Raw genomic sequence first — 13,061 nt, 5'->3', positions numbered from 1 at the left:
AGCAAAAGGACTAAAAGAATTGTAGGAGGAATTATGGATACTTTTGATTATAATGAAGCATTTAGTCGAAATATTGGTTGGGTTTCTGAAATGGAACAACAAGTATTACGTACTAAAAAAATTGCTATCGCCGGAATGGGTGGCGTTGGTGGAATTAATTTCTTAACTTCAGTGCGTCTTGGAATTGGGAGTTTTCATATAACTGATTTTGATGAATTCGAGCTTGCTAATTTTAATCGGCAAATCGGCGCGACCGTTTCATCAATTCACCATATGAAGGCCGATGTATTAATTGCTATGGCCAAGGACATTAATCCGAATCTAAATATTCAAAGTTTCCCTAATGGTGTGAATCCTGATAATGTAAACCAATTTCTTGATGGGGTAGATTTATTCTTCGATTGCATTGATTTGTTTTGTATTGAGGCAAGAAGACTAGTTTATTCTGAATGTTGGAAAAGAAAAATTCCAGTAATTTTCTCAGTTCCTCTTGGGATGGGATTTGGTCAGGTAATTTTTTTGCCAGGGAAAATGAGTATGGAGCAGTATTTTAATTTTGACAAGGATAATTCAGAGTTAAATTCAATCAAACTATTGTTGGGTGTTTCACCCAAAGGCGCTCATACTTCTTACTTAATGGATAAGTCAAGGGTTAATTTAGAAAAGAAAAAAGGTCCTTCGACCATTATGGGTTGTCAGTTTTGCGCAGGGGCAGCAGTAACCGAGGCATTAAAAATTTTATTAAATAGGGGGACTGTTTATGCCGCTCCCTATAGTCATCAATATGACGGTTATCGAAATAAATATTTCAGAGTATATATGCCATATGGTAATCGTAATCCAATTCAAAAATTACGCATATTTTTAGCAAAAAAAATGTTTATTAATAAAGGAAATCAAGAATATCCTTATCCAAATTTAAATTTTAATAACCCTATTGAAAACATCCTTAATTTGGCCCGATGGTCACCTAGTGCCCATAACAGTCAAAAGTGGGAATTTTCTGAGATTAATGATAAAAGTTGTAAGTTAAGCATTTTATCTACGGACATTTCTGGCCCTTCTAACCAGACAATAAAAATTAATTTCCTTCATGCGGGGCTTATGCTTGAAACACTAAGGCTTGCATCATCTTACTTTAAGCACGATTTTTCATGGACATTTGTTCCTAATGAAGTTGAAGGAGATAATACGTTACATTTCAATTTAAATTTCAAAGAGAATTTATCTATAACTCCAGATCCCTTATCTCAATTTATAAAGATACGGTTTACTGATCGACGTCCTTACCAACTAAAAAAAATAAATCCTAAAGTGTTAGAAGCACTTAAACAAAGTATTTCAATCAATCATGGCATTGTTTTTAAGGAAACTTTTAAAGATAAATGGAGGTTCTCTCTTCTTGATGCGAGAGCTCAAAAAACAATGATGTTACACCCAAAATTGATTCATTTCTTTTCAGAAAAGTCTCTTTCAAAGAATGATTTTCCCAGTCAGGGAATACCTTTGGGATCTTTTAATATATCCTTTATTTCCAGGTTGTTATCTCGGTATATACAAAAAAAACCAAAGCTATTTCACACTTTCATGGTTTCTTTCAAAGGCTATTTGTTGCCGCTATTAAAAGTGTCTATTATTTCCAATATGTTTTCAGGAGCGCAGTTTAGTATTGTTCGATTAAATAATGCCCATTCGGAACAGTCAGGAGTAGGCGATATCAACTCCATGTATTTAAATTTCATCGAGGATGGTCAAATGGTACAACGCTTTTGGCTAACATGCGCTCAACATGGAATTTCAATATGCCCAAGCTATTTTGCAATATTATTATCCAGGAGTGACACCCAAGAATATTACGCCAAGGATTTTGAAAAGCACACAAGGTTATTAAAGAAAATAGGTATCAGTTTTAACAATATACATGGGAGCTTGGCTGACAATATTATATTTTCAGGAAGAATAGGGTACCCTAAAAATTACGAAGTTAAATCGCGTTCTCTTCGCTTATTGTTAACTCATTTGATCAAAAAGACGTAACAAACTGTGCATGTTCTTAAATCATGAACTGAAGGTAGTAATAGGTTTGGTGGGGTGTCAAAAATCAAGGATATCTGCCTTGAATAATAGGCTATTAAGATTGCTTAAAACAGGCATAACTTAACCCTTTCTGCTCCTATTACCAACGACACGAGCCAAAGCCCAGGCAATGATGCTTTATGCTTTTTTTATCGCAGTGTCTAGAGTTTTAATGTCTTGCCCACCATAGAGGGTATTAACGAGATCTCCTTGTGGATTGATGATGAAGGTAACAGGCACACCAATAATATCACCTAATCCTAATGCGAGTGCTGGGTCAGTAGCTAATGATGGATACAAGATATTGAATTTTCGAATGAGTTTGTTTTGCTTATGAACTGGCAGCCCATCATAATTTACTGCGAATAATACGACAGGGTCGTTTTCGTGTTTTCGATAAAAATGATTTAACTCAGGAATTTCATCGATACAGGTTTTACACCAGCCCGCCCAGTAATTAATAAGCACCCATTTCCCTTTCAGAGATGAAAAAGAGATCGTATTGCCTTGAGTGTCTTTAAGTAGAACATCCGCCTGACAAGTGGCTGCGCTGGTCATTAACATCAATGCTGCAAATAAGGATTTTATTTTTGAGTTCATAGTTATCTCATACACTATTCAGAAGCTGCTTTATTTTATTGTAAGTGTGAGTCGGAAAAAATATCTTTTTGTACTATACCAAAAAATACTCCTGAAATCGCATGGTTCTAATGAGTTGTGCCTGCATAGTAGACCCTTAATCAGTGATTTAGGTATGATGACGGTATTTTAAAATATAACCGGGATCTCCATGGCTAAACTCTATTTTTATTTTGCAGCAATGAATGCTGGGAAAAGTACCGTTCTCTTGCAATCAAGTTATAACTATCGTGAACGTGGTATGAATACTTTATTATTTACGCCAGCGATTGATAATCGTTATCAGCATGGTATGGTCTATTCTCGCATTGGATTATCCGAACAGGCTTTGATTTTTAATCCAGAAGATGACCTGTATCAGCTCCTTTTGGCACAAGAAAAAAAATACGCGTGTATTTTGGTTGACGAAGCTCAATTTTTAACGCGAGCACAAGTGCATCAATTAACGGAAATTACTGATCAATTGGGTATTCCTGTTCTGGCATATGGGTTGCGTACGGATTTTCGCGGCGAATTATTTGAAGGCAGTCAATATCTTTTAGCTTGGGCCGATGAGTTGGTTGAACTCAAAACCATTTGTCACTGCGGACGTAAAGCGACCATGATTTTACGGTTAAATGCTCAAGGTGATGTAATTACTGAGGGTGAGCAAGTTGTTATTGGCGGTAATGATATGTATTCCTCAACGTGTCGTCTGCATTTTAAACTAAAAGAACCAGGAATCACACGAGTATTAAAAGAAGAAATGACCGAGTATTGATAAAATTTTCTTAGCCCCTCACCTTGCTGGGGGCTAAGAAAAGACCTTTTGCCTTATGACTTACAGTTTATGCTGCAAACTCTCGGCGCTTGTAGAGACCAGTTCTTTTGCCGGATTTGCTTCGATCAGATGCAGCGCATATTCAACGAGTTCTTCCGAGCCTATAGGAATCTCTGCGGGAACATCCTGCAATATCATGGTCTTATCAGAAGCTGAATATTTTCCCAACGTTTCTAGATACTTAAGTGAGCTCATCATAATAGAGGCATCGGCCAATGTTAAAACTCTATAGCCATCTTTAGCTACGCCTAATTTTTGTGCTCGTTCATTCATTTTATCAACGTACTTCAGAAACATTGAACTCTCTGCGGAAGTCGTTGATGCAATTTCAATGGACATTATTCGTTTACGAAAGAAGGGGTTTATAATCGTTGTTGTATCTACGGTTTCTGCTTTCGTAAAACCACTTAAAATACGCCCAGCGCCTTGTACTAGCACTATACTATGCAGATCGATATCAAATTGCGGGCGCCAATCATCTTCTTTTGTTGCGCCCAAGACTACGGTTGTTTCATTATTTCCCTGAGCAAGATCAAAAATATTTTCACCTCTGGTGTATTCTCCAGGTGCCTGTTGGGCATTGAGAATACTTTGATAATATTGAAACTGTTCCACATCGATATGCCGTGCTGTTTGTGGTCGAATATATACTGCAGGTAAACACATCGATGCAATGGCTCCTTTTGCACTAATAAGCTGAAATCCTACCATGTATTCTTTAACGGTGTATGGATCTGGTGATGTTGAAAGCAACACACAGCTCTGGGGCTTATGTATAAATTCAGCTATGTTTAAAGAAAAAGGTCTTTTAGTATATTTCCCGGCACCAAATCTTCCATAGGTCGCAATGCTTTCCACTTCAGCAAAGCCTGCCATCCCACGGTGAATTATATCCAGTCCACTTGGCAAACTGCCTAGCATTTGATGATAATCTACGGTTGCTTTTTTAGTAAGCTCATGATGGGTACTTTCGGTTGGTATATCTCGAAGGGGGCTAAAAATCTTCCCCATGCGAGCAGATTTTGCCAAATGGTTTAAAACCACACGACGGCATGGACTAACAGGGGTAACTCGAGCGACTCTGCCTAACATAACTTGGGCCTCCGGGTTGTTTTTGGCCAAGCGTAATTATTTTTAATTGCGCTGTTTATTTTATAAGCATAGTACAGGGTATTTTTTGTTCAAAAACGGGGCATAATGACTTGAGATGCTACGAAGGATAAAATTAAGGATGTTGTGCGAGAAGTAATTTTTGAGAAGAACTAATTTACCAAGATCGAATCATGGATTTTGATCTATGCTATATTAGCAGAAGGAAATTAAAGTTTTTCGTTAGCTAACATGGAGCGTATTCATGAGCGAAATTAAAGTAGAGCGATTAATCAAAGGTATCCTGGTACGAGAAGGTGCTGGTGTAAAATTACATCGCTATATTGGTATCGAGAGAAGCAATGATTTTGAGCCTCTTCTTTTACTTGATTATTTCAATAGCGCGGATCCTTTGGATTATATGGCTGGCTTTCCTTCCCATCCACATCGTGGTTTTGAGACAATTACTTATTTACTCGATGGCAGTATTACTCATGAAGACAATAAAGGACATAAAGGAGTTATCGCTGCAGGCGATGTTCAATGGATGACTGCCGGAAGAGGAATTATCCACTCAGAAATGCCCTCAGCTAATTGTAAATTACATGGCTTGCAGTTGTGGCTAAATTTGCCTGCTGCAGAGAAAATGGGCGCCCCCTTTTACCAAGAAATGCAAAGTGCCCAATTGCCAGTGGAAACAAATGACTCTGGTGCTCGAATTAAAGTCATTGCCGGTAAGACCGATAATGGAACCAATTCGCCAATTACAGGTATTGCTACCCAACCTTTTTTATTTGATATTATTTTGCCACCTGGTGCCAGTATGCAGCAACATATTCCCAATGACTACCAAACGATTCTTCTGGTGATTTCTGGAACCGTTCGTATCGGTGAGCAATTAGTACAACATGATACTGTGGCAAAACTTGGCGACGGAGATATTTTGCTTTTGAAAGGAGAGACAGCAAGCCAATGTATTCTGATTGCTGCGGCGAGACTCCATGAGCCTATAACTCGACATGGGCCATTTGTAATGAATACTCAGGAAGAAATAATACAAGCTTTGGATGATTTTCGTAGCGGTAGATTCTAAAGCGTTCGCGTGATGCTCGATCCTATGCAATGAAGTTCACTAAATTTGGTCTAAAACTGGATTAATGGATGTGAAATAAATAAGTGAATAGGAGTAAAGCCAGGCGACTTTTATTTGTTCCCCATTTATTGGTGTGACCATCCCTAACCCTTCTCCCACTTTGGGGAGAAGGGTTAGGGATGAGGGTCACATGAGCCATGCAGCTAACAACGATTCCATTGTTTTTCTTGCCGCTTTTAATGCGTCGGAATCATGGGAGGAAGGGCTATGCAAGTCATCGCAATGGGCGGCTCCTTGAATCAATTGATATGCCAATTTGGGATTAATTGCATTTCCATTTTTTTCGGCTAAAGAGAGAGTAGACCAGGGATCGTTTTCTCCATTAGTAAAATAAATGTTGGAGGTTAGGATATCCATTAAAGGAGTGTATAAAGTGTTATTGAGCTCTATGGTGTTGGCAGGATGGGTTAAGCCAAACAAGCGTTGGCATACATGGTGATGGTAATCCAGATTAATTAATGAAGATCGAGTAGAAAGCGTTGGGTTAGGATGGGCATTTTGCCAATAACCATATTCTTTGCATGATTGATAGTACCACTGACGCATGCCTAAGCCATCTTTATAATCACTGGGGTTTTCACTCATGGCGCCCTGCGCGGTCATCTCTACCGCACTGACATGCATGTCCTTGTATAATTCTTTGGCAAATTCGGCGTAACCTTGAAGTGGAGTTGGACTTGCAGATAAGCTATTGCAAAAATCATCACGCATTCCATATTGTACTGCTGCAGCCCCGGTATCCGCGATCAAGTATAAAAAATCAACAGGATCATCGATTGCAGATGCATCGAACAAAGCTTTCATTTGGGGCCACTTTGTCGCATCGTTTATGCTGGCTTCTACTTCACCGACTGCTTCTCGCATTTGGTTGGCACATTGCGAACCGGCGACTTGAGTCACATGGGCATCGTATTCAATAAAGTCTTCCTTAGCCATTACTGGTGCAGATGAAGCTAAGGCACCAACAACTAAATAAGGGAATTTTAAGCGATAATAAGCTGATAATGAACCAGGATAAGAGCCTCCAAAAGCGACCCATTTGCCAGTCCAGTTTTTCTCATTAGTTATGTGGCGTTGAAAATAAGCCAAATCATCCAAAGTGGCTTCTGTAGTTAAAAAGCGTAAGTTTTCGGTGGACAATGAATTGAAAGGTAAGCTCTCACCATAGTATCGATGTTCTAGAGCAATGAGTTTGGCATGAAACTTTTGTGCATAAGTTCTAATGGCACCATTTAGTGCACGCTTAGTACAAGCCGCTTCACCGCAAATATAAAAGAACACTGGGGAATCATCTGTTGGGCCATAAGTTTCATCAATATAGTAACGCTGAGAAAAGGTTCCTATTGCTGGATCATTATGATCGATAAGTTGCTTGAAATAGGCGAGTTGAATCTTTTTTTCAGCAACTAAAGGAATTTTTTCTGCTTGTTTTTGTTGCACGTAGCGTTCCACAATTCCTGCCTGGGCTGAAGAGACAGTAGCGCAGAGACCAAGAAAAAGTATGGTACATTTTTTAGTAAACATCATATGCATTATCCTTAGCGTGATATAAATTCCATTCATTAAAGTGAGGTTAAGGTGGCTTTTTAACTGCCGTAGATGATTTAAATACCCACCTTATACAGAGCCTGTCGTTTTTGCAAGAGTAATAGAGCTGATTTCTACCTTAAAAAGGAAGAGTTATTTTGCTGAAATTTAATATTAAATAATATTTGAACAACCCACTTGGATGTTGTCTATTTTTATGCCATCATGATGCCATTGTGAATTTTTTGAGTGATTTTTATGTTAAAAAAAATTCTGGGCTTTACTCTTGTTTTTATCACTTATGATGCTTTTGCAGTAACCGAGTTGGATTTGTATCAGGCTCCATTAAGTAGTTTGAACCAATTTTCAATTAAGCAACAATCAAAAGTAAGTGCACGCACAGCAGCCCCAACTGCAGAAAAAAATACATTGCAACAAGTAAGTCAAACTCAGGAGTACTCAAAAACAATCACGCGGTATCAACAAATATATCGAGGAATCCCGGTTGTTGGTGCACAAGTTATGATTACTAAAGAGGATGCACAAGTAAACGGACATTTACTTAACGACATTCAACTGAATACACAACCAACTCTGACTTCGAAACAAGCTATTGATTTGGCTAAGAAATCCTGGTTCAGCTTTAATTCTCAGGCACCTATTTATGAAGAGTTGAGTGAGTTGCAAATTAGAGCAAGTCAAAGTAATGAATTGAAACTGGTTTATCAGGTTTCATTTAAAACAACTCAAGCTGATAACAAACCTGCGTGGCCATTTTTTATTATAGATGCACAAAGTGGTGATATCACCAAGCAGTGGAATAACATAAAAAATTTTATGGATATTGGCCCAGGCGGCAATGAAAAAGTTCATGAGTATTGGTATGGACGAGATGGATTGCCTTACTTGGATGTAACCCAAAATGGCAGCCAATGTGTTATGAATACTGCTAAGGTAAAATTGGTGAATCTGGCGTCTGCTTGGGACTGGAATGATCTTTTGAGTACTCCATTTCAATATCCTTGTAATAAGAATACAGAAGAAAATATCAATGGAGCATTTTCGCCAACCAACGATGCGTATTATTTTGGCCAGACTATAGTAGATATGTATAAAGAGTGGTATGGCGTTAATGCACTGCAACATACTAATGGAGCACCAATGCAGCTCGTCATGCGTGTCCATTTTGGACAACATTATGACAATGCGTTTTGGGATGGGCAATTCATGTCTTTTGGCGATGGCGAAGACTTTTATCCCCTAGTATCTCTGGATGTTGCAGGTCATGAGGTAACGCATGGTTTTACTGAGCAACATTCAGGTCTTGAGTACCACGATCAGTCAGGGGCTCTTAATGAATCGTTGTCTGATATGGCGGGACAAGCATCGCGAGCTTATCTCTTGGACAAGTTTCCTCAGCTTTATAATAAACTTTATCTAGAGCCAAATACCGTAACCTGGGGTATTGGCGAGACTATTGTTCGTGACTCATTTGGTAAAGCTTTGCGCTTTATGGATTTTCCTTCGTCTGATGGCAGTTCCGCAGATTGTTTGGATAAAAATTTAGCTCAAAGTCAGGGGGCCTATTGCGCAATCAGTTATCCTGAATTAGTTGCTTATGCAAAATCACATATATCTAATCCACAAGAAAGACAAAGCTTTATTGTGCATACGGCAAGTGGGGTGTTTAATAAGGCATTTTATTTATTGGCTAAGAACATAGGTATTAAACAGGCTTATCAGACGATGATCATTGCCAACAGTAAATACTGGACTCCTACGACGAACTTTATTCAAGGTGCGTGTGGTGTGCTGTATGCAGCAAAAGATTTGCACATTGATTCACAAATGGTTAAATCAGTGTTTGGTCAAGTAGGTGTGAGTACCGCCAGTTGTATGGCCAATTAAATTTCTATCTTTTTTCTTGCCCGGGACGAGAATTCGCTTGTTCTGGGTGGGCGAAGTGCTTCACTTGAGTTCATGCAGATTAGGGGCCGATCAACTGCACAAAAAAAATCGAGCAAATGCGCTCCATTTGTGGCCTTGCGTAATTCACAAAGCATTTTTTTTGCTCTACATGTTGTTTCCCGATCAACATAATTAGTATATAATTATCAAGTTTTTAACTTTAATTTAAATATTTTAATGGTCATCCTTTTTATTACTTTAAGCATCTTGATATTAAGCCTGCTTTGTGTCGCAGTGATGGTTTTTAAGCTCTCTCGACAGCCTGCCGAACCTTTATCTCTGATGCAATATTTGAAATTAAGCATAAGCGGCGTAATTGCTTTTATTGCCGATACTTTAGGTGTTGGTAGTTTTGCTGTTAATGTAGCTTTGGCAAAATTCACGGGTACTTTTCGTGACGATGAAATGCCTGCTGTAAATAATGGCGCACAAGTTATTCCTGGAACGATTGAATCTTTATTTTTTATGAGTTTGATTGATGTTGATTTGACTACTCTGCTCACTTTAGTCATGGGTACTTGTGTTGGTGGTTTACTTGGTGGTTTTGTTGTCAGTCATTTAAGTAAGCAAGCGATTCGTTTGTCGATGGTTTGTTGTTTTGCTTTAATTATCCTACTGTTAGTTTCTCATCAATTCCGTCTATTGCCTGTTGGTGGTGAATTAACCGAATTACATTCATGGAAATTGGTTATAGGCTTTTTAGCAATGGTAGTGTGCGGTGCTTTAACTTCAGTGGGAATCGGTTTATTTGTTATGGTTCAAGGCGTCCTATTTTTAATGAATATTTCGCCTGTAGTCGCGTTCCCAATTATGACTACCGCCGGAGCTATGCAGCAACCATTAACTACTTTGGTATTCTTAAAACACGATAAAATCCCTTTAAAGAAAACCATGATCCTAAGTCTTTCCGGTTGCCTAGGCGTCCTTATTACTATCCCCGTTTTTATGCAATTAACTATTACCTGGTTGCATTTACTTCTATTATTCATTCTGATTTATAATTTTTTTGCTGTAGGGCGTTCGTATTTACGCTCTAGACCCAGCAAAAATTATGCACAAACCCCAACGCCTGCTTCCCTTGTAACAGCAGAATAATAGCTTATCTTCACGCGCTCATTTTGTGAGCGTGTGAAGTATAGTATGATTAGCTAATTTTAAAATAAACAGTATACGCTATGGATGAACCAGTCAGTAAATCGCAGAAAAAACGAGATGCCGATTTTTTGCAGAAAATGGGTGTAAAATTAATCGACTTGAGTTTGTCCAAACTTGAGTTGCTTCCACTTCCCGAAAATTTGTACAAAGCCATTATCGATGCAAAATCAATTAGAAGTCATGGTGCCAAAAGAAGACAGGCTCAATTAATTGGAAAATTAATGCGCGCGGCTGAGCACGAAGAAATTTTGGCAGCTTATGAGCGTTTGCTTGAAGAAGACAGTGCTGTAACTGCTTCATTTCATGAGGTTGAACATTGGCGTGATCGCTTGATCAATGAAGGTAAAGAAGCATTAACTGCGTTTATTGAAGCCTATCATCCCGAAGATGTTCAGCATTTAAGGCAATTAATTAAAAAAGCAGTTGATGATCAACAGAAAGAAAAAAATACAGGCGCTGCCAAAGCACTATTCCGCTATTTGAGGTCGACCATAGAATGAAATATTCTTTATTCATAAGCTGTCCGCGTGGACTTGAGTATTTATTAGAAGAAGAATTAAAGTCCTTGGGTTTATTGGTTACGCGCGTTAGCCCACAAGGAGTTTACGGAGAGGCCAATTTATTGACGGTATACAAATTATGCCTCTGGTCAAGAATAGCTAATCGCGTGCAATTAATTCTTTTTAGTGGGTATGCAGGTAATGAGCAGGCACTGCATCAACTGTGTACACAATTTCATTGGCAAACAGTTTTTTCTCATGATAAAACAATCGCAATAGAATTCCATGGCGCATCTGAGCACATTCGCAATACAATGTTTGGCGCACAAGTAGTTAAAGATGGAATCGTAGATCATTTCCGTAGGTTAGATCGTTCACGTCCTACAGTAGATAAAGAAAAACCGCAAATTCTTATTCATGCCTATTTAAAAAATGATGTGGTTACCGTGAGCTTTGATCTCACTGGATATAGTTTGCATCAAAGGGGGTATCGTCAAAAGGCAGGCGCGGCACCTATAAAAGAAAATGTCGCCGCCGCGTTACTTATGCGAGCTAAATGGCCAGAATTAGCAGCTAAGGGTTATGCTTTGCATGATCCTTTTTGTGGCGCCGGTACTCTGGTTATTGAAGCAGCAATGATGGCAGCGCATATTGCTCCAGGATTATTGCGTCAAGATCAGTCCTTACAATATTGGGCACAACATCAATCTTCATTATGGGAAAAATTGCGAGTAGACGCTTTGCAACACGTTAAGTCGCTACCACTAACATTATTAGGGACTGATGCAGATCACAAAATAATTGCTATAGCACGTGCAAATGCTGAACGCGCGGGTGTCGCTCCATTGGTTCATTTTAAACCCCAAGCATTGAATGAGGTTAACGCTCCCGCAACCAGAGGATTAGTCATATGCAATCCCCCTTATGGTGAACGCCTTAGTGATGCGACGCATTTAGTTCCGCTCTACCAGCAGCTAGGTAAGATTTTGCATGCGCATTATCAAGGTTGGCAGGCAGCCGTTTTGACCTCTAACCCTGTTTTAGGTAAAGCCCTGGGATTGCGCGCTAGCAAACAATACACCATCTATAACGGCGCACTGGAGTGTAAGCTTTATTGCCTGGACATTCATGCGACTAATGAGCTTAAAGGACTCATGAGCAATACCCTATCTGAAAGCGCACAGATGTTTTTTAATCGACTGGAAAAGAATTATCGTCATTTACAAAAATGGGCCAAGAATAACCATATCTCTTGTTATCGAGTATATGATGCGGATTTGCCTGAATTTGCATATGCCATTGATATTTATAACGATTATGCGGTCCTCCAGGAATATGCTGCTCCCGCGAGTATTCCTACCCATAAAGCAGAAAAACGAAGTTTAGAGGTGATGCAGGTTACCCCCAAAGTATTGGGTTTGGAACCCGATAAATTAGTAGTAAAGCAACGCAAACAACAAAAAGGCAGCGAGCAATACCAAAAACTGGGGCAAAGTCGAAAAACCATGGTCGTTACAGAAGGTCCAGCTAAGTTTAAAGTGAATTTATATGATTATCTGGACACAGGTTTATTTCTGGATCATCGCTTAATGCGTTTAAGTTTTGGTAAATTAAAGCCAGGAACACGGTTTCTCAACTGTTTTTGTTATACGGCCAGTGCCAGCGTTCATGCGGCTTTAGCTGGAGCTCTGACCACCAATGTTGATTTGTCCAATACTTATTTGCAATGGGCTGAAGAAAATTTCAAATTAAATCATCTTGATTTATCGAAGCACCAGTTTGTGCAATATGATTGCCGTGAATGGATGAGAGTTGCTCGCGATCGATTTGATGTTATTTTTTTAGATCCGCCCAGTTTTTCCAACTCCAAGCGCATGACGGATACTTTGGATATTCAGCGGGATCATGTTTCTTTGGTCAATTCTGCTATGCGTTTGCTCAATCCCAATGGCGTTTTATATTTTTCTACCAATTTACGTCAATTTAAATTGGATACTCAAATTAAAGAAAAATATTCAGTACACGACATTAGCGCGCAGACTATAGATCAAGATTTTAAACGAAATCAAAAAATTCATCATTGCTTTAAAATAATGATGCCTCAATTTGCCAGTACTTAAGCATGGGGTTCGTC

General features: G+C 38.9%; 10 protein-coding genes. 7 read left to right on the top strand and 3 right to left on the bottom strand.

Going from position 1 to position 13,061, the window contains the following annotated elements; all coding sequences use genetic code 11:
- Positions 1-33 precede the first annotated feature (33 nt).
- Positions 34-2,037 carry a ThiF family adenylyltransferase gene (locus DGG96_RS09950; RefSeq protein WP_199739213.1) on the top strand — a complete coding sequence of 668 codons (2,004 nt, stop codon included), beginning with the start codon at positions 34-36 and terminating at the stop codon, positions 2,035-2,037.
- 177 nt (positions 2,038-2,214) lie between these two features.
- Here the strand turns inward: DGG96_RS09950 and DGG96_RS09945 are convergent, their stop codons facing one another.
- The gene (locus tag DGG96_RS09945) at positions 2,215-2,676 is read right to left on the bottom strand and encodes a TlpA disulfide reductase family protein (protein WP_110142520.1); all 462 of its coding nucleotides are present in this window, start codon (positions 2,674-2,676) and stop codon (positions 2,215-2,217) included.
- Between the two features lie 190 nt (positions 2,677-2,866).
- On the opposite strand from DGG96_RS09945, the gene DGG96_RS09940 reads away from it, so the two are divergent.
- A complete protein-coding gene (locus DGG96_RS09940) occupies positions 2,867-3,475 on the top strand; it encodes a thymidine kinase (protein ID WP_110142519.1) in 609 nt (202 codons plus the stop codon).
- Between the two features lie 60 nt (positions 3,476-3,535).
- Here the strand turns inward: DGG96_RS09940 and DGG96_RS09935 are convergent, their stop codons facing one another.
- Positions 3,536-4,627, bottom strand: coding sequence for a hypothetical protein (locus DGG96_RS09935; RefSeq protein ID WP_110142518.1), 1,092 nt, complete (start codon positions 4,625-4,627; stop codon positions 3,536-3,538).
- Positions 4,628-4,889: 262 nt separating this feature from the next.
- Between DGG96_RS09935 and DGG96_RS09930 the strand changes: the two genes are divergently transcribed.
- Positions 4,890-5,717 (top strand): pirin family protein, encoded by an 828-nt coding sequence (locus DGG96_RS09930; protein ID WP_110142517.1) that lies wholly within the window; start codon positions 4,890-4,892, stop codon positions 5,715-5,717.
- A gap of 186 nt (positions 5,718-5,903) precedes the next feature.
- On the opposite strand, the gene DGG96_RS09925 is transcribed toward DGG96_RS09930, so the two are convergent.
- Positions 5,904-7,304, bottom strand: coding sequence for a S28 family serine protease (locus tag DGG96_RS09925; RefSeq protein ID WP_110142516.1), 1,401 nt, complete (start codon positions 7,302-7,304; stop codon positions 5,904-5,906).
- 258 nt (positions 7,305-7,562) lie between these two features.
- Between DGG96_RS09925 and DGG96_RS09920 the strand changes: the two genes are divergently transcribed.
- From DGG96_RS09920 to rlmKL, 4 genes are all read left to right on the top strand, one after another.
- The gene (locus DGG96_RS09920) at positions 7,563-9,212 is read left to right on the top strand and encodes a M4 family metallopeptidase (RefSeq protein ID WP_110142515.1); all 1,650 of its coding nucleotides are present in this window, start codon (positions 7,563-7,565) and stop codon (positions 9,210-9,212) included.
- Positions 9,213-9,449: 237 nt separating this feature from the next.
- Entirely contained in the window at positions 9,450-10,367 is a 918-nt protein-coding gene (locus DGG96_RS09915) for a sulfite exporter TauE/SafE family protein (protein ID WP_110142514.1), read from the top strand.
- Positions 10,368-10,447: 80 nt separating this feature from the next.
- Positions 10,448-10,927: a ribosome biogenesis factor YjgA gene (yjgA, locus tag DGG96_RS09910; protein WP_110142513.1), complete on the top strand. Its 480-nt coding sequence runs from the start codon at positions 10,448-10,450 to the stop codon at positions 10,925-10,927.
- On the top strand, positions 10,924-13,047 hold the full coding sequence (gene rlmKL / locus DGG96_RS09905) for a bifunctional 23S rRNA (guanine(2069)-N(7))-methyltransferase RlmK/23S rRNA (guanine(2445)-N(2))-methyltransferase RlmL (RefSeq protein ID WP_110142512.1): 2,124 nt from the start codon (positions 10,924-10,926) through the stop codon (positions 13,045-13,047). The genes yjgA and rlmKL overlap by 4 nt, the downstream gene beginning before the upstream one ends.
- Positions 13,048-13,061: the final 14 nt, after the last annotated feature.

This window comes from Legionella qingyii, from assembly GCF_003184185.1.
This window is presented reverse-complemented; position numbering and strand designations above follow the sequence as displayed.

Excerpts from the sequence above, each read along its gene's own strand:
- DGG96_RS09950 (WP_199739213.1), top strand. The coding sequence starts at position 34 with ATGGATACTTTTGATTATAATGAAGCATTTAGTCGAAATATTGGTTGG.
- DGG96_RS09945 (WP_110142520.1), bottom strand. The coding sequence starts at position 2,676 with ATGAACTCAAAAATAAAATCCTTATTTGCAGCATTGATGTTAATGACC.
- DGG96_RS09940 (WP_110142519.1), top strand. The coding sequence starts at position 2,867 with ATGGCTAAACTCTATTTTTATTTTGCAGCAATGAATGCTGGGAAAAGT.
- DGG96_RS09935 (WP_110142518.1), bottom strand. The coding sequence starts at position 4,627 with ATGTTAGGCAGAGTCGCTCGAGTTACCCCTGTTAGTCCATGCCGTCGT.
- DGG96_RS09930 (WP_110142517.1), top strand. The coding sequence starts at position 4,890 with ATGAGCGAAATTAAAGTAGAGCGATTAATCAAAGGTATCCTGGTACGA.
- DGG96_RS09925 (WP_110142516.1), bottom strand. The coding sequence starts at position 7,304 with ATGATGTTTACTAAAAAATGTACCATACTTTTTCTTGGTCTCTGCGCT.
- DGG96_RS09920 (WP_110142515.1), top strand. The coding sequence starts at position 7,563 with ATGTTAAAAAAAATTCTGGGCTTTACTCTTGTTTTTATCACTTATGAT.
- DGG96_RS09915 (WP_110142514.1), top strand. The coding sequence starts at position 9,450 with ATGGTCATCCTTTTTATTACTTTAAGCATCTTGATATTAAGCCTGCTT.
- yjgA (WP_110142513.1), top strand. The coding sequence starts at position 10,448 with ATGGATGAACCAGTCAGTAAATCGCAGAAAAAACGAGATGCCGATTTT.
- rlmKL (WP_110142512.1), top strand. The coding sequence starts at position 10,924 with ATGAAATATTCTTTATTCATAAGCTGTCCGCGTGGACTTGAGTATTTA.